Origin of the sequence: Nonomuraea sp. NEAU-A123, assembly GCF_018603905.1 — a bacterium.
Taxonomy (GTDB): domain Bacteria; phylum Actinomycetota; class Actinomycetes; order Streptosporangiales; family Streptosporangiaceae; genus Nonomuraea.
Window position 1 is genome coordinate 90,008 of the sequence record NZ_JAHFZZ010000028.1, and the last position, 14,897, is coordinate 104,904.

The following is a 14,897-nucleotide window of genomic DNA, read 5'->3' on the forward strand; positions in this document are numbered from 1 at the left end:
AAAATTATTCTTGCTTCTCCGCTGAGTCAAGTCCCACAATCGGACCGTGACCAATTCGCTCACCATTGGGGTCGACGCCGGCGCCACCTCAACTCGCGTCGCGGTGCACTCACTCGACGGGACCCGTGTCGGTTATGCCAGGGCAGGTGCCGGCAATCCGACCGCCCACGGGCTGACCAGTGCGGTGGCGGCGATCGACACCGCACTCGGCCGGGCGCTCGCCGGGCAGGACGCGTCATCGGTCGTCGTCTCCCTGGCCGGGGTCTCGGGCGTCGTCGACGCGATGGAGCCGGAGCTGGGCAAGGTGTGGGCGGGGCATGGCATCGCCTCGGGGCCGCGGCTCATGGGAGACGTGGTGATCGCGTACGTCGCCGGGTCGCCCGAGCCGGACGGCTCGCTGCTGCTCTCCGGGACGGGGGCGGTGGCGGCCAGGATCGCCGGCTACGAGCTGGACGTGATCGCCGACGGGCTCGGGTGGCTGCTGGCCGACGCGGGGTCGGGCTTCTGGATCGGGCGCGCGGGCGCCAAGGCCGTCGTCGCCGCGCTGGATCGCGGCACGTCGGAGGGTGTGCTGGTCGAGCTGGTCGTCGAGCACTTCCTGGGGGCTGAGCGCGGTCCCACGCCGCGCAAGGACGCCGATCGGATCGTCCGGCTCGCGCAGGCCGACCACATGCGCCTGGCCGCCCTGTCGACGCTGGTCAGTCAGGCCGCCGAGGCGGGTGACCCGCTCGCGCTCGGCATCACCCGCCAGGCCGCCGAGCAGCTCGTCGCCACGGTCCGGCGGGTGCACCGGTCAGGGCCGGTGGTGCTGGCGGGGAGCGTGCTGACGAGCGAGGGGCCGGTACGGCAGGCCGTACGGGAGCTGCTGGGCGGGGAGACCGTGGCCACGGCGCGGGACGCGGCGGGGGCGGCGGCCTGGCTGGCGGCGCGCGACCTGCTGCCGGCGGCCGACCGGCGGGCGCTGCACGCGGCGTTCACGCTCAGCCCTTGACGGCGCCCGCTGTCATCCCGGTGCCGACGCGGCGCTGCAGGAACAGGAACAGCAGCAGCGCGGGCAGCGCGAACAGGCTGGCCGCGGCCATCGTCGCGCCCCAGTCGGTGCCGAACACGTCGCGGAAGGACGACAGCCACACCGGCAGCGTCCGCCGGTCCTGATCCTTGATGATCAGCACGTTGACGAACGCGAACTCGTTCCACGCCGTGATGAAGCCGAACAGCGAGGTCGCCATCAGCCCCGGTGCGAGCAGCGGGAACACCACCCGCCGGAACGCCATGAGCCGGCCGCACCCGTCGACCTGCGCCGCCTCCTCCAGCTCCAGCGGGATCGCCTGCAGGAACCCGCGCAGCGTCACGATCGTGAACGGCAGCGTGATCATGAAGTAGACGCCGGTCAGCATGGTCAGCGAGTCGAGCAGCTCGGTGTCCCTGGCGATGATGAACACCGGCACCAGCAGCGCCTCCCACGGCGCCATCTGGGCGGCGAACACGGCGAGCACGAAGGCTCCCTTGCCCCGCCAGCGCATCCTGGTCACCGCGAACGCCGCCAGCAGCGCCACGACCAGCGCGAGCAGTACGGCCACCACGGTCACGACCAGGCTGTTGCGCCAGTAGGTCCAGAAGCCGGGCGCGGAGATGGCCGTGGCGAAGTGTTCGAGAGTGGGGTGCACCGGCCAGAACGTGGGCGTGGCCGCCTGAATGTCGCTGGTCGGCTTGAACGCGGTGAGGAACATCCAGTACACGGGAAAGATCGTCATCCCGAGTACGGCCAGCGCCGCCGCGTTGAGCGCGAGCCGTTTCATGAGCGGACCATTCTGCGCAGATTGCTGATCAGGGCGATGGCGAGGATGACGACGGTGAGCATGGCGACCGCGGAGCCCAGGTCGTACCTGTGCAGGACTCTGGCGATCTTGAACGCGTAGACGGGCAGGGTGGTGGTGGCGCCGCCGGGCCCGCCCTGGCTGAGGACCCAGATCTGCGGGAAGCACTTGGCCACCCAGATCACCTCCAGGGAGGTGATCAGCGCGAAGAGCTGCCGCAGGATGGGCACCGTGACCTTCCAGAAGACCTGCCAGCCGGTGCCGCCGTCGATCCTGGCGGATTCGTACAGCTCGGCCGGGATCGTGGTCAGCCCCGCGTAGAGGGTCAGCGCGGCGAACGGCACCGACTGCCAGACGACCAGGACGACGAGTACGGCGAACGTGGCGGTGCCGTCCGCGAACCAGGTGTAGCCGCGGAAGGAGTCGAGGCCCAGCGTGACCAGCAGCCAGTTGACCACGCCGAGCTCCGACTGGAAGAGCCACTGGAAGATCGTGGTGGCCGCGATGACCGGGGTGGCCCAGGCCAGGGCGAGCCCGCTCATCACGGCCAGGCGCAGGCCACGGCGGAGCCGGACCAGCATCAGGGCGACGCCGGTCGACAGGACCACGATGAGCACCACGTTGATCGCGGTCCACACGAGGGTGCGCAGCAGCACCTGCCAGAACTCCGCGCCGGTCAGGAGCTCCCGGTAGTTCTCCAGGCCGGCGAACGCGGCCCCGCCCCTGATGAGCTCGCCCATGCGGAAGTGCTGGAACGAGATCAGGGCCGCCTTGAGCAGGGGATAGAGCAGGAGGAAGGCCCCACCGGCCACCGTGGGCGCGATGAGCAGGTAGGGCCAGAGCGAACGCGACCTCACTTGCTGTTCAGGGTCGTCGTGATGTTCTCGGAGACCTTCTTCGCCTCGGCCGCCGGGTCGGCGCCGGTGAGTACGGCGGTCATGTACTGCTTGATGACCGAGGTGGCCTCGACGGCGGCCCAGTTGGGGGTGTTGGGGGTGGCCCGGCCGTTGGCGGCGGCGGTGGCCATGGCGGCGGTGCCCTCCTCGCCGGCCAGCACCCCGGCGAGCGAGGTGCGGTTGGGCACGAAGCTCATCGCCTTGGCCAGCTCCGTCTGGAACTGTTCGCCGGCCAGCGCCTTGACGACCTCGTACGCCTGCTCCTGGCGCTGCGAGGCGACCGGGATGATCAGGTCGGAGCCGCCGGTGAACACGGTGCCCGGCTTGTCGGCCGTCTTGCCGGGGATGGGGAAGAAGCCCATCTTGTCCTTCATCTTCGGCTCGACCTCCAGGACCCGGGAGGCGATGCCGGGGACGGCGATGATCTGGGCGACCTTGCCCTGGGCGAACACCTCGTGCTGCGGCGGGTTGGCCTCGTCGGCGTCCTTGGGGCCCTTGCCGAGGGCTTGGAGGCGCTTGTAGAAGTCCATGCCGGCCAGGGCCTGCGGGGTGTCGAGGGCGCCCTTCCACTTGCCGCCCTCCTGGATCGCCAGGTCGCCGCCCTCGTCCCAGACGAATCCGGCCAGGGCGTACCAGGTCTGGCCGGTGAGGTAGATGCCCTGGTCCTGGCCTTTATTAAGCTTTGCCGTGATATTTAGCCATTCGTCCCTGGTTTTTGGGGCTTTGATACCGGCTTTGGCGAATATGTCCTTGTTGTAGACGACGACGCGGTTGGCGGCGTACCAGGGGATGCCGTACTGCTTGCCGTCGATGTTGCCCGGCTGGGCCAGGCCCGGCAGCCAGTCCTCGCCCTTGAGGTCGGCCACCTTGCCGGTCAGGTCCTGGACGCCGCCGCTGGCCGCGTACTGGGCGACCTGGGTGTTGCCGACCTCGATCACGTCGGGGGCGTCGGTGCTGGCCAGCGCGGCGGTCACGCGCTCCCCGATGCCGTCCCAGGCCTGGATCTGGATGTCGAGGTCCGTCCCCTGGTGCGCGGCCTCGTAGCCGGTCTCGAACTTCTTCAGCAGTTCCTTCGTGACGCTGCCGTCCATGATCCAGACGGTCAGCTTGGTCGGGCCGCTGCTCGCGGGCGCTCCGCCTGTCGGCTTGGCATCGGAGCCGCACGCGCCCAGCGCGAAGACGGCCGCCAGAGCCAGGATGCGGTACTTCATCGTCGTTCACCTTCTGGTGGGGGGTATGTGTCGGTACGGCCGGCACGCGCGGCGCCGGCCGTACCTCGTTGCGGGGTGTCAGGAGTTGGGGACCGTGTCCTGGAAAGCGGTTCCGGCGGTGCGGAAGGCGCTGACCCGGCTGAGCACGTCGGTGGGCGAGACGACCTCGTTCTTGCTGTGGAAGACCCAGTCGACCTGCTGCCGGTAGCTACGCGGGGTGGTGCCGCCCTGCAGATCGATGAACCACTGGTTGAACATGATCCACATGGGCGTCTCGGGGTAGTAGATGTCACCGTGGTCGGCGAACAGGCGCCCGTCGACGTAGTACTTGATGCGCCCGCCGCTGACCTGGATGACCAGGTCGTGCCAGCCGTTGAAGCTCGTCCGCTCCTCGGTGTGGGTGTTCACGGCCTGCCAGGGGTCGGCCTGGTAGGTCTCCCAGCTCGTGGTGTAGAGGATGTTGCCCGGCTCGCCCCAGCCGCCGTTGGGCAGGTACTCGAAGTCCAGCTCGCCGTAATTGGGGTCCAGGTTGAAGTTGAGCGGGGTGATCGTGAAGAACGTCTGCACCAGGTGCTCGCCGTCCGGGCCGCTCGTCGGGGCGTCGCTGAAACGCACCCTGGCCGCGTACGTGCCCTCGTGGAACTTGCGGGCGGCGGTGGACAGCTCTGTCTGGACGGTGCCCGAGGCGGTGCCGTTGGTCGAGGAGTCGAGCGTGAGCAGGCCGCCGGGGAACGTGATCGCCGACGGCGACCAGGTGGCACCGGGCACGCCGGGGCCGCCGGAGCTGGAGCGGACCGTCCAGCCGCGCTGGGACAGGCGCGGGTCGGCCGAGTTGGTGTAGGTGAAGTCGTCGAACAGCACGCCCTTCGAACCGGGCGGGGTGACGGTCGGCGTCGGGGTGGGCGTCGGGTCGCTGCCTGTCGGCCGGCCCCAGGCGAGCTGGCCGTTGACGTAGACGGTCACCTTGTCCCAGTTGCCGTACGTGGTCTGGGAGCCGTAGGAGTAGTCGTCGCTCTGGGTGAAGTTCTGCCAGTCGGCGCGGTAGAAGCGGAGCTGCATGTCGCCGGTGTTCGAGCCGGGTGCGAGCGTGCCGGAGGTGAAGGCGACCTCCAGGTACTGGTCGGCACCCGACTGGCGGACGAACTGCCCCGTCACCGTCGAACAGCTCACCACTGCCCAGGAGCAGGCGAAGCGGTAGGTCTCCGTGCCGGTCAGGTAGTAGCGGATCTTGACCTGGTTGAGCGGGATCGACGTGGTGCCGTCGTTGTAGAGCTGGAACCAGGGCTCGGCCTGGGCGGTGGTGGCGCCCGGGGAGCTGGTCTTGTACTGGAGGCGTACGGCCTGCTGGGCGTTGGCCGGGGCGGTCATCGCCAGGGCTACCAGGATGAGGGGAAGGGTCAGGCTGAAGAGGATCCTCACGGCATTTCGCGTCATGGCGGGGTTCTCCTTGTTTCGACGGCCCCCGAATTTCCTGCATGCCGAACAGTGCTGTCGTGCTCTGATGTGCTCAGGGATGTGCTCAGGAAGGTGCTCAGGCGCCTCGGCGGATGCGGCCCGCGTACAGCGCTTCGAGCTTGAGGTTGTGGGCGTCGCCCTCGGGGACGTTGGCCGAGAGGTAGACCGGTGGGACCTGGCCCGCGTCGAGCAGGTTGCCCACTGTCGCGGTCACGACGAGCTGGGCGAGCAGGGCCGAGGTGATGGTGGAGACGGCCCCGGTGGCGCCTCCGTCGGGCAGGGCGAGTATCGCGTCGCCGTACGGTGCCCGGTTGTCGAGCACCACGTCGGCGAGGTCGCTCAGCTTGCGGCCCGAGGGATGGCGGGAGGTGACCGCGTCACTGTGGGCGCGCGAGGTGATCGCGACCAGGTCGTGACCGCGCTGCTTGACGAGGGTGGCGAGCTCGACGACCACGCCGTTCACGCCGGAGTTGGAGATGATCACGAACAGGTCGTCGTCGTGGACGGGGGCATGGTCGAGGATGGTGTGGGCGACGGCCGGGTCGCGTTCCAGGTCGTAGCGGTCAAGCTGGTCGCGTGGCGCTCCGCCGTACAGGACGATGTCCCTGAGCGCGAGCCGGTTCGTGGGCACCAGACCGCCCGCCCGCCCGGCGATCTCCATCGCGACCGCCTCGGAGTGGCCCGAACCGAACGCCTGGATGACGCCGCCCTTAGTGATCGCCGCCGTGAACAGTGTGGCGGCCCTGGCGATCTCCGGATCTTTCGGAATGTCCTGGATGAGCGTGGCGATGTGGGCGACGTAGTCCTCAGCATTTAACGTCATATATCTCCTTCTGGGAGTCGGTGTCCGGCTACCGCTCTGACTGTCACGTCGAAGGCCTCCTTGGTACGTTCGTAGGTCTTCTGCGCGACCGAGACGTAGACCACGTCCAGCACGAGCAACTGCGAATGGATCGCCGCGAACCCGTCCGACCGGAACGTCGTCTCGCGGCTGGCCGTGGTCAGCACCAGCTCGGCCACCTCGGCGAGCGGCGACCTGGGATGCGAGGTCACGGCGACGGTGATCGCGCCGTGGCTGCCCGCCTCGGCGAGCACCTCGATGACCTCGCGCGTCCGGCCGCTGTGGGAGATGCCGATGGCCACGTCACCGTGCCCGAGCAGCGCCGCGTCGGTCAGCGCGCTGTGCGCGTCGGACCTGCTCCAGGTGGGTACGCGCATCCGCTGCAGCCGGTATTCCATCTCGCTGGCGACGGCCGCGCTGCTCGAGACCCCGAACAGCAGCACCCTCCCGGCCCGCGCGACGGCCTGCGCGACCTTGCCCACCACGGCCAGGTCGAGCTGGTCGCCGGTCTCCTGGATCAGCCGGATGTCGTTCCCGGAGACGACGCCCAGCACCCGTTCGAGGCTGTCGTCGGGCAGGATCTCCTGCCCGATGTCGGTCTGCCAGGTCTGCTGCGCCACCCGCCCGGTCTCGGTCGCGATGGCGACGCGCAACTCGGCGTACCCGGTGAATCCCATCGCCCGGCAGAACCTCGTGATCGTGGCGGTGGAGGTGCCGCTCCGCTCGGCCAGATCAACGATTGTCAGCCGCGCGGCCTCGGCCGGGCTGCCGAGAATCGCGTCCGCCACTTTTCGTAGCGCCTCGGGCATGTCGTGCTGCTCGGTCCTGATCCGGGCTAGTAGTTCCACGCGGTGAAAATTATGCTCAGATTCTGGCGTCGTCAAGGATGTTGGGGAATAATTTTTGACATGGAGCTGGTACTGGGCATCGACGCGGGGGGCACCTCGTCGCGCGCCGCGCTCTTCACGCTGGCGGGCACGCGGGTCGGTTATGGGGTCGCGGGCGGCGCCAACGCGGTCGCAGTCGGCTTCCCGACGGCTTGCGCCAACTTGGCGACAGCGGTGCGGCGGGCGCTGATGGCGGCAGACGGCGTCCTGGCGAGCGGTGAGGTGGCGGCCGGTGCGCCAGGGAACGCCGTTCCGACGGCAGCGGACGGAGCTGCGGCGTCTCCAGCAGGGGCGGCGCCTTCGCCGGAGGCGGGGGCGGCCTATTCGGCTGAGGCGCTGGTCCGGGCGGTGGTCGTCGGTCTGGCGGGGAACGCGTCGATGCGTGAGGCCGTGGTGGAGCGTGTGTTCGGCGGATCGGCCGACAATGGCGTACAGGGGCCGGCGATCCACACGCATGCGGACGTGACCCGCACGCTTGGAGACGTCGTCACGGCATTCGCCGCAGGCACGGCATCGCCATCGGGCACGGTGCTGATCTCAGGCACGGGGGCGATCGCGGCAAAAATTACCGACCACGTCCAGGTGGCCACAGCAGACGGCTACGGGTGGCAACTGGGCGACGAGGGTTCAGCATTCTGGCTCGGCCGGGCCGCCGCCCGCGCCACCATCCGCGCCCTGAACACCTCCGCCCGCAACCAACCCATCCCCACTCGCTCCCCAGCCCCACCCACCCCCGATCCGACCAACGCCGCCCACTCCCCGCACACACCCAGCCCCCAAAAAGGGCGGCTGACAGAGCTTGTCATCTGTCATCTGTTATCCGACGGGCCATTTGACGATCCGGTTGGGCAGCTGGCGGCTGTGGTGCAGGGACAGGCGCCGCTCGCGCTGGCCGAGTTGGCGCCTCTCGTGAGTGAGGCCGCGGCGGACGGCGATCCGGTGGCGCTGGAGATCGTGAACGAGGCCGCCATCCGGCTGGTCAGGACGGTGATGGAGGTGCATGTGCCCGGCCTCCCCATCGTGCTCGCGGGTAGCGTCCTCACCACAGAAGGCCCCGTACGGCAGGCCGTCTTGGCACTCCTACGGGACGAAACGGTGAGCATTGCCGGAGACGGCGCGGGAGCGGCGGCCTGGCTGGCCGCTCGCGCGTACCTCAGCCCGCAAGAGGCCGAACAGCGCCATCCGCGCTTCGTGTCGCGGGACGCTCCTTCGCTACGCGGAGACGGCGCTTCGTGACGCCGGGACGATGCTTCGCTACGCGGGGACGGCGCTTCGCTACGCGGGGACGGCGCTTCGTGATGGTGCTGCGGTTCTGGGCCGTTCTGTCCGGCGGGTCACCGCACCCAGTCCGCGCGATTCACCGTACTCAGGCTGGGCGGTTCACCCCACCAGCAGCGCCGCGCTGCCGTAGCTGCCGCCGAAGCCCGTCACCAGTGCCACCTCTCGGCCGCCCCGTACTTCCCGGACGGCCTGTGCCACGTTGTTCAGGCCGTGTACGTAGCCCTCTGAGAGCAGGCCACCGTGTGGGTTGAGCCAGGCGTGGCGTCGTTCCAGGAGGTACGGGCCCAGGTCCTCGCTACGGACCAGGCCGAAGTCCGTCAACTGGCGGGGGACCAGCCATGAATACGCGTCGTACGGCAGTGCCGTCTTCACGTCGGACGGGCGCATGCCGGACGCCGCCCACAGCATGGGGGCCACGTACTCCGAGAAGATGGCGGTCACGTTCGGGGCACGGTCCATCGAGGAGCAGCCGGGGCCGCCGCCGCGGACCACGGCCTGGATGCGCGGGCCGTCGAGCACGCCGCTGACCAGCAACGCGCATGCGCCGTCGGTCTCCTGGCAGCAGTCGACGGTACGGAGTGGTGTGCAGACGTACGGTCTGGCCAGGTAGTCCTCGAACGACAGCGGCTCGCGGCGCAGTGCCCGGGGGTTGGTCTTGGCGTTGTCCCTGGACTGGGCGACGACGGCGTGGAGGTGTTCGGGGCCGAGGCCGGTGTCGTGCAGGTAGCGGGTCGCGGCCAGGGCGAAGAGCGGGATCGGGCCGGCCATGCCGTACGTGAACTGCTCCTGCGGGCCGGTGGAGGCGGTGTTCATGCGCTTGCCTGAGCGGCCGTTAAGCGCTCGGTAAATCAGGATATTTCGGGCTAAACCGGCGTGGATCAGCATGGCTGCGTCGCCCAGGATCGAGGCCGCCTGGGTGCCGCCTCCGGCTATGTCGTTGTGCCAGCCCAGGCGGTCGATGTGGAGCGCGCGGGCGACCTGGGTCACGGGGGCCGAGTCGTTCATGTGGTAGCTCAGCACCGCGTCCACCTCTGCGGGCGAGATGGCCGCGTCGGCGCACGCCGTACGACAGGCCTCGACCGCCAGGTCCAGCTCGGTGCGGCCGGACTCTCGCGTCAGCGCGGTCATGCCGACACCGGCCACGGCCGCCCTGCCGGCGAAGGGCTGCATGCCCACCTCCTGCCAGGCCCTCACGAACGGACGGACGGACGGACGGGTTCGTGGTCACGGGTGCCGGGTCACTCGCCGGGGCAGGGCGCGATCCACCCCGGCGGGTGACGCATGTGGTGTTCGTCCGTCACGCTAACGCGACGACGCGGTATACACAAGCGCTTGCTCGGCGCGCCGCCGCGCGGACTTCCCGGCGGGCCGCGCGGACTTCCCGGCGGGCCGCGCGGACTTCCCGGCGGGCCGTGTGGACTTCCCGGCGGGCCGTGTGGACCTTTCGGCGGGCCGTGTGGACCTTCCGGCGGCAGGCCGCGACGGAAATCGTCACCCTGCGGCAACTGAACCCCTTCACAGCAGATAGTCCGTTTTGTAATACGGAGGTGCGATCATCCGATAGCCCATCCCCATCACCTCGAGGTGAGCGATGGATCTACGCCACGTACGCAACGCGATCACCATCGCCCGCGCAGGCAGCCTGCGCCGCGCCTCCGCCGTGCTCCACATCGCCCAGCCCACCCTGTCCGAGCAGCTCAGGGCGCTGGAGAAGGAGATCGGCGTCGAGCTGTTCACCCGCTCGTCCAGCGGGATGCGGCTCACCGAGGCGGGTGAGGTGTTCCTGGCCCAGGCCACGGTGGCGGTCGACGCCTTCGAACGGGCCGTGACCGCCGCCCGGGGGAAGGGACAGACGGTACGCCTGGGGGTCGCCGACGGACTGGGGGACGTGGTGGCCCGTCTCCTGTCGCAGGTTCAGGGCGCGCGGCTCCGGGTGGCGCCCATGTGCACGGCCGAGCAGATCATCTCCATCACGGACGGAACCCTTCAGGCCGGGCTGGGGTACGCTCCCGGCTCGCTGCCCAGGGGCGTGGCCCGTATGCTCGTCCAGCGGGCCCCGGTACTCGCCCTGCTCCCCCGCGACCACCGGCTGGCCTCGTCCGAGAGGCTGCGGCTCGCCGATCTGGCGACGGAGCCGCTCGTGATGCCGGAGTCCGACGCGGTGGCGGGCGCGCGGCGGTTCCTGGAGGGGTTCGTCCGGCTCGGCCTGCATCCTCGCCTCGGGCCCGGGGCGGCCACCCACGACGCGGCCGTCGCCCTGGTCGAGTCGGGCGCCGGCTACACGCTCTGCGTGCGCGGCGGCCTGCCCGTGCCGGAACGCCTCATGTTCATCCCCGTCGCCGAAGAGATCCCGCCCCTTGAGGTGGTGTTTCTCTGGAACCGTCAGGCCGACGTGGACGATCTGGTGCACGCGGCCCGGCATCTCGCGCGATCTGGATAGCGCTATTATCTAGCGATGCGTGTTTCGGAGCTGAGTGTCGAGTCCGGTGTGGCGATCGCGACGATCAAGTACTACCTCCGCGAGGGCCTGCTGCACCAGGGCCGGCAGATCGCGGCCACCAGAGCCGAGTACGACGATTCTCACCTGCGCAGGCTCCGCCTCATCCGAGCGCTGCTCGAGGTGGGCCGGTTGCCCGTCGCCTCCATCAAGAAGGTCATCGAGGCGGTGGACGACGAGTCGCTCTCGGTGCACCTCATGCTCGGCACCGCCCAGTACGCCCTCGGGCCGACCATCGAGCCGGAGCCCGGTGAGGAGTGGGACGCGGCTCGTGGCCAGGTCGACGTGCTCATCGCGAAGCTGGGCTGGGGCGTCAGCCCCGATGCTCCCACGCGGGACGAGCTCACCCAGACCATCGTCAGGATGGGCCAGCTCGGCATGTCCACCGATCTGATGGTCTATGCCCAGACGGCCCAGAAGCTGGTGACCGAGGCGGAGATGGACACGGTGCCGTTCGACGGGCCGCGCGAGGCCGCCGTCGAGGCGCTGGTGCTGGGCACGGTCCTGTACGGGAAGGCGTTCGACGCCCTCCGCCGCCTGGCCCACGAGTCGGAGTCGGCGCGCCGGTTCGGCGGCTCCGACGACACCGCCCGCGAAGAACCGAGTGGAAGTGATCAGGCCGGGTAGGCGCGGGCGGATGTTCGACGATTTCGCGACCGACCGGATCGATGTGGGCGAGGCCGAGCTGTTCGTCCGGCACGGCGGCACCGGCCCGCCCGTGCTGCTGCTGCACGGCCACCCGCGCACCCACGCCACCTGGCACCGGGTGGCCCCCTTGCTCGCCCCCGACCACACCGTGGTGTGCCCCGACACCAGGGGGTACGGGCGCTCGTCCAAGCCACCGACGACCGCCGATCACACGCCGTACTCCAAGCGGGTGATGGCCAGGGACATGATCGCCCTGATGCGCTCGCTCGGCCACGACCGGTTCGCCGTCGTCGGCCACGACCGCGGGGCGTACGTGGCCCAGCGGCTGGCCCTCGACCATCCCGGCGCGGTCACGCGGCTGGTCGTGCTCGACAGCGTGCCCATCGGGGAGGCCCTGGCCCGTTGTGACGCCAGGTTCGCCGCCCTGTGGTGGCACTGGTTCTTCCTCGGCCAGACCGCCAAGCCCGCGGAGCGGGTGATCAACGCCGACCCCGACGCCTGGTACCGCACGGGGGCCGAGCAGATGGGCGCCGAGGCGTACGAGGACTTCCGCCGGGCGATCCACGACCCCGAGACCGTACACGCGATGTGCGAGGACTACCGGGCAGGGCTGGGCGTCGACCGCGCGGCCGACGACGCGGACCGGGCGGCCGGGCGGCGCGTCGCCTGCCCGGTGCTCTTCCTCTGGGCGACCAGGGATGACATGGAGGACCTGTACGGCGACCCGCTGGCGGTCTGGCACGCGTGGGCGTCCGACGTACGCGGCCACGCGCTGGACAGCGGCCACCACCTGGCCGAGGACGTCCCGGAGGAACTCGCCGAAGCCATCCGCAGTTTCGTGGCCGGCGAGGCCCCATAAGGCTCAGTCGGTCACGGCCACCGGGCGTTTCAACAGCCACAGGGCGGAGCGCTGCAGCAACGTGCGGTGGATCTCGTTCTCGTAGGACCTGACGTCGTGCCCCAGCGCGTCGTACACGACCCGCCCCCGCCGCACCGGCCGCGCCCACACCAGTGGCTGCCCGGAGGCCGACGACGCGAGCGGTTGTACGTCCGGCAGCACGTCGAGGTCGCTGTAGACCTCGTCCACCAGGTCGAAGTCGCGCAGACCGTCCACGATCGGGTGGTCGCCGTGCACGCGTACCCCGGTCCAGCCCAGCGGCGGGTGGTGGGACTTGGGCCAGGTCCAGCAGCCGCCCAGCACGCGCGGCCACCCCTGCCAGTCGTCGAAGCAGATCGACGCCGAGTGCATGCAGAGCAGCCCGCCACCCCGGTCGAGGTGGTCGAGCAGGGTGGTGCGGGCCTGGGCGGGTAGTTCGAAGCGCCACTCGTCACGCAGGTCGTCGAAGCGGTCGTGGTCCATCTGCCAGCGCAGCGCGTTGACGGTGATGAGCTGGACCTCCGACGGCTCGCTCAGCGCGCCCGCGATGTCCTCGGTGATCTCGGATTCGACCCCAACCCCGGCGAGCACCTCGGCGAGTGCCGCCGATGTGGCCTCGAAGTCATGGAACAAGCCTCCCGAAAGAATCAGATTTCTCGCCACGCCCCAACCTCATCATGCTTGTCGCGGCATTTCTACCCGCGGACTGTCACATCGCCAGGGGGTGTCCCGTCCTGATGACGAGAGAAATGGAGTCATCATGAGAGTTCTCGTCGCCGGCGCCACGGGTGTCATCGGCCGCCGGCTGGTCCCCCTGCTCGCCGCCGTGGGCCATGAGGCGATCGAGCTGTCCCGGTCGAAGAACGCCGACGCGCTCGACCGCGAGGCGACCCGGCGGTTCGTCCGGGAGACCGCCCCCGACGCGATCGTGCACCTGCTGACCGCGATCCCCCGGACGATCGACCCGAAGCGGATCGACAAGCAGTTCGAGCTGACGAACCGGCTGCGCGTCGAGGGCACCCGCAACCTCATCGACGCGGCACCGAACGCCAGGTTCATCGCGCAGGGCCTCGCCTACGCCTACGACCCGGCTCCGGGACTGGCCGACGAGGACGCGCCGCTGTGGCAGGACCCGCCCAAACCGTACGGGCCCGTCGTCCGGGCGCTGCGCGAGCTGGAGCGGCAGACCGCCGACGCCGGGGGGCTGGTGCTCCGTTTCGGGCATCTCACCGGCCCCGGCTCGGCGTACGACGAGGACGGCGCCACCACCGAGGCGGTCAGGGCGGGAAAGATGCCGATCGTCGGCGACAGCGGCTCGGTGCTGTCGTTCACCAGCGCGCACGACGCCGCCACCGCGATCATCGCCGCGCTCGACCGGGACGTCACCGGCGTGCTCAACGTGGTGGACGACGCGCCGGTCAGGATGGGCGACTGGCTGCCCGCCTACGCCGCCGCGCTGGGCGCTCCGGCGCCCAAGCGGGTGCCGGCGTTCCTGGCCCGGCTGGCCGTCGGCCCCTTCGGCGTCGCGTACATGACCAGGCTGCGTGGCGCCGACAACAGCCGCGCCCGGCTCGCGCTCAACTGGCGGCCCCGGCATCCGTCCGTCTTCGACGTCGCGGCATGATGCCGTGGTGGACTTCGAGGAACACCGCCCCATGCTGCTCGGGCTGGCCTATCGCCTGCTCGGCAGCATGTGGGACGCGGAAGACGTGGTGCAGGAGGCATGGCTGCGCTGGCAGGCCACGGATCACGCCGAGATCAGGGAGCCGCGCGCGTTCCTGCTGACCGTGGTGTCCCGGCTGGCGCTCGACCAGCTCCGCTCGGCCAGGGTCAAGCGCGAGAGCTACGTCGGCCCCTGGCTGCCCGAGCCGGTCGCGACGGCCGAGGCCGGGCCGCTCGACACGGCCGAGCTGCGCGACACCGTCTCGTACGCCACGCTGCACCTGATGGAGCGCCTGTCGCCGCCCGAGCGCGCGGTGTTCGTGCTGCGGGAGGCCTTCGAGCTGCCCTACGACCAGATCGCGGAGATCGTCGGCTCCTCGCTCGCCAACGCCCGCCAGATGCACCACCGGGCCGCGCAGCGGCTGGCGGAGGGTCGTGACCGGTTCCAGCCGACCTCGGAGCAGCATGCCGAGCTGCTGCTCAAGTTCGTGGCGGCGGCGTCGGGCGGCGACCTGGCCGCGCTCACCGATCTGCTGCACGAGGACGTCGTGGCGTGGAACGACGGCGGCGGCAAGGTCCGCGCCGCGCTCCGCCCGATCATCGGCCGCGAGAAGGTGGCGGCGTTCGTCAGCGGGCTGGTGTCGCACTACGACTTCGGCGAGGCGAAGCTGGTCGAGGTCAACGGCCACCCCGCGGTCCTGACCAGCGTCGCGGGCAACGAGCAGCTCGTCGCGATCGAGATCCGCGACGGCCGCATCCACGGCCTGTACGGTCTGCTCAACCCGGACAAGCTCTCACGGGTACGGACCGCCTGACGACCTATAG

At 70.0% G+C, this 14,897-nt stretch carries 15 protein-coding genes; 7 read left to right on the forward strand and 8 right to left on the reverse strand.

Annotation, left to right across the window (positions count from 1 at the left end; genetic code table 11):
- Positions 1 to 46 precede the first annotated feature (46 nt).
- On the forward strand, positions 47 to 991 hold the full coding sequence (locus tag KLK06_RS50660) for a BadF/BadG/BcrA/BcrD ATPase family protein (protein WP_214643032.1): 945 nt from the start codon (positions 47 to 49) through the stop codon (positions 989 to 991).
- Here KLK06_RS50660 and KLK06_RS50665 read toward each other — a convergent pair.
- From KLK06_RS50665 to KLK06_RS50690, 6 genes are all read right to left on the reverse strand, one after another.
- Positions 981 to 1,799: a carbohydrate ABC transporter permease gene (locus KLK06_RS50665; RefSeq protein WP_214643033.1), complete on the reverse strand. Its 819-nt coding sequence runs from the start codon at positions 1,797 to 1,799 to the stop codon at positions 981 to 983. The two genes, KLK06_RS50660 and KLK06_RS50665, sit on opposite strands and share 11 nt — an antisense overlap.
- A complete protein-coding gene (locus tag KLK06_RS50670; protein WP_214643034.1) occupies positions 1,796 to 2,674 on the reverse strand; it encodes a carbohydrate ABC transporter permease in 879 nt (292 codons plus the stop codon). Before KLK06_RS50670 ends, KLK06_RS50665 begins: the two co-directional genes overlap by 4 nt.
- Positions 2,671 to 3,924 carry an extracellular solute-binding protein gene (locus KLK06_RS50675; RefSeq protein ID WP_214643035.1) on the reverse strand — a complete coding sequence of 418 codons (1,254 nt, stop codon included), beginning with the start codon at positions 3,922 to 3,924 and terminating at the stop codon, positions 2,671 to 2,673. The genes KLK06_RS50670 and KLK06_RS50675 overlap by 4 nt, the downstream gene beginning before the upstream one ends.
- Before the next feature lie 78 nt (positions 3,925 to 4,002).
- Positions 4,003 to 5,358 carry a cellulose binding domain-containing protein gene (locus KLK06_RS50680; protein WP_214643036.1) on the reverse strand — a complete coding sequence of 452 codons (1,356 nt, stop codon included), beginning with the start codon at positions 5,356 to 5,358 and terminating at the stop codon, positions 4,003 to 4,005.
- 97 nt (positions 5,359 to 5,455) lie between these two features.
- A complete protein-coding gene (locus tag KLK06_RS50685) occupies positions 5,456 to 6,202 on the reverse strand; it encodes a sugar isomerase domain-containing protein (RefSeq protein ID WP_214643037.1) in 747 nt (248 codons plus the stop codon).
- Positions 6,199 to 7,068, reverse strand: a complete 870-nt coding sequence (locus tag KLK06_RS50690) for a MurR/RpiR family transcriptional regulator (protein WP_308168816.1) — start codon at positions 7,066 to 7,068, stop codon at positions 6,199 to 6,201. Before KLK06_RS50690 ends, KLK06_RS50685 begins: the two co-directional genes overlap by 4 nt.
- Positions 7,069 to 7,128: 60 nt before the next feature.
- Here KLK06_RS50690 and KLK06_RS50695 point away from each other — a divergent pair, with 60 nt between their 5' ends.
- Positions 7,129 to 8,343 (forward strand): N-acetylglucosamine kinase, encoded by a 1,215-nt coding sequence (locus KLK06_RS50695; protein WP_214643038.1) that lies wholly within the window; start codon positions 7,129 to 7,131, stop codon positions 8,341 to 8,343.
- Positions 8,344 to 8,487: 144 nt separating this feature from the next.
- On the opposite strand, the gene KLK06_RS50700 is transcribed toward KLK06_RS50695, so the two are convergent.
- Complete coding sequence (locus KLK06_RS50700; protein ID WP_374197201.1) at positions 8,488 to 9,564, reverse strand: acetyl-CoA acetyltransferase; 1,077 nt, start codon at positions 9,562 to 9,564, stop codon at positions 8,488 to 8,490.
- 415 nt (positions 9,565 to 9,979) lie between these two features.
- Between KLK06_RS50700 and KLK06_RS50705 the strand changes: the two genes are divergently transcribed.
- From KLK06_RS50705 to KLK06_RS50715, 3 genes are read left to right on the forward strand one after another with little or no spacing between them, the layout of a single operon-like run.
- Positions 9,980 to 10,828 carry a LysR family transcriptional regulator gene (locus KLK06_RS50705; protein ID WP_214643040.1) on the forward strand — a complete coding sequence of 283 codons (849 nt, stop codon included), beginning with the start codon at positions 9,980 to 9,982 and terminating at the stop codon, positions 10,826 to 10,828.
- 15 nt (positions 10,829 to 10,843) lie between these two features.
- A complete protein-coding gene (locus tag KLK06_RS50710; RefSeq protein ID WP_214643041.1) occupies positions 10,844 to 11,512 on the forward strand; it encodes a MerR family transcriptional regulator in 669 nt (222 codons plus the stop codon).
- Positions 11,513 to 11,522: 10 nt separating this feature from the next.
- On the forward strand, positions 11,523 to 12,392 hold the full coding sequence (locus KLK06_RS50715; protein WP_214643042.1) for an alpha/beta fold hydrolase: 870 nt from the start codon (positions 11,523 to 11,525) through the stop codon (positions 12,390 to 12,392).
- Between the two features lie 3 nt (positions 12,393 to 12,395).
- On the opposite strand, the gene KLK06_RS50720 is transcribed toward KLK06_RS50715, so the two are convergent.
- Entirely contained in the window at positions 12,396 to 13,043 is a 648-nt protein-coding gene (locus KLK06_RS50720) for a ThuA domain-containing protein (protein ID WP_214643043.1), read from the reverse strand.
- Between the two features lie 127 nt (positions 13,044 to 13,170).
- On the opposite strand from KLK06_RS50720, the gene KLK06_RS50725 reads away from it, so the two are divergent.
- Positions 13,171 to 14,034, forward strand: coding sequence for an NAD(P)-dependent oxidoreductase (locus tag KLK06_RS50725; RefSeq protein WP_214643044.1), 864 nt, complete (start codon positions 13,171 to 13,173; stop codon positions 14,032 to 14,034).
- 7 nt (positions 14,035 to 14,041) lie between these two features.
- Positions 14,042 to 14,887 carry an RNA polymerase sigma-70 factor gene (locus tag KLK06_RS50730; protein ID WP_308168819.1) on the forward strand — a complete coding sequence of 282 codons (846 nt, stop codon included), beginning with the start codon at positions 14,042 to 14,044 and terminating at the stop codon, positions 14,885 to 14,887.
- Positions 14,888 to 14,897 lie beyond the last annotated feature (10 nt).

Excerpts from the sequence above, each read along its gene's own strand:
- KLK06_RS50710 (WP_214643041.1), top strand. The coding sequence starts at position 10,844 with ATGCGTGTTTCGGAGCTGAGTGTCGAGTCCGGTGTGGCGATCGCGACG.
- KLK06_RS50680 (WP_214643036.1), bottom strand. The coding sequence starts at position 5,358 with ATGACGCGAAATGCCGTGAGGATCCTCTTCAGCCTGACCCTTCCCCTC.
- KLK06_RS50715 (WP_214643042.1), top strand. The coding sequence starts at position 11,523 with ATGTTCGACGATTTCGCGACCGACCGGATCGATGTGGGCGAGGCCGAG.
- KLK06_RS50685 (WP_214643037.1), bottom strand. The coding sequence starts at position 6,202 with ATGACGTTAAATGCTGAGGACTACGTCGCCCACATCGCCACGCTCATC.
- KLK06_RS50705 (WP_214643040.1), top strand. The coding sequence starts at position 9,980 with ATGGATCTACGCCACGTACGCAACGCGATCACCATCGCCCGCGCAGGC.
- KLK06_RS50665 (WP_214643033.1), bottom strand. The coding sequence starts at position 1,799 with ATGAAACGGCTCGCGCTCAACGCGGCGGCGCTGGCCGTACTCGGGATG.
- KLK06_RS50675 (WP_214643035.1), bottom strand. The coding sequence starts at position 3,924 with ATGAAGTACCGCATCCTGGCTCTGGCGGCCGTCTTCGCGCTGGGCGCG.
- KLK06_RS50695 (WP_214643038.1), top strand. The coding sequence starts at position 7,129 with ATGGAGCTGGTACTGGGCATCGACGCGGGGGGCACCTCGTCGCGCGCC.
- KLK06_RS50725 (WP_214643044.1), top strand. The coding sequence starts at position 13,171 with ATGAGAGTTCTCGTCGCCGGCGCCACGGGTGTCATCGGCCGCCGGCTG.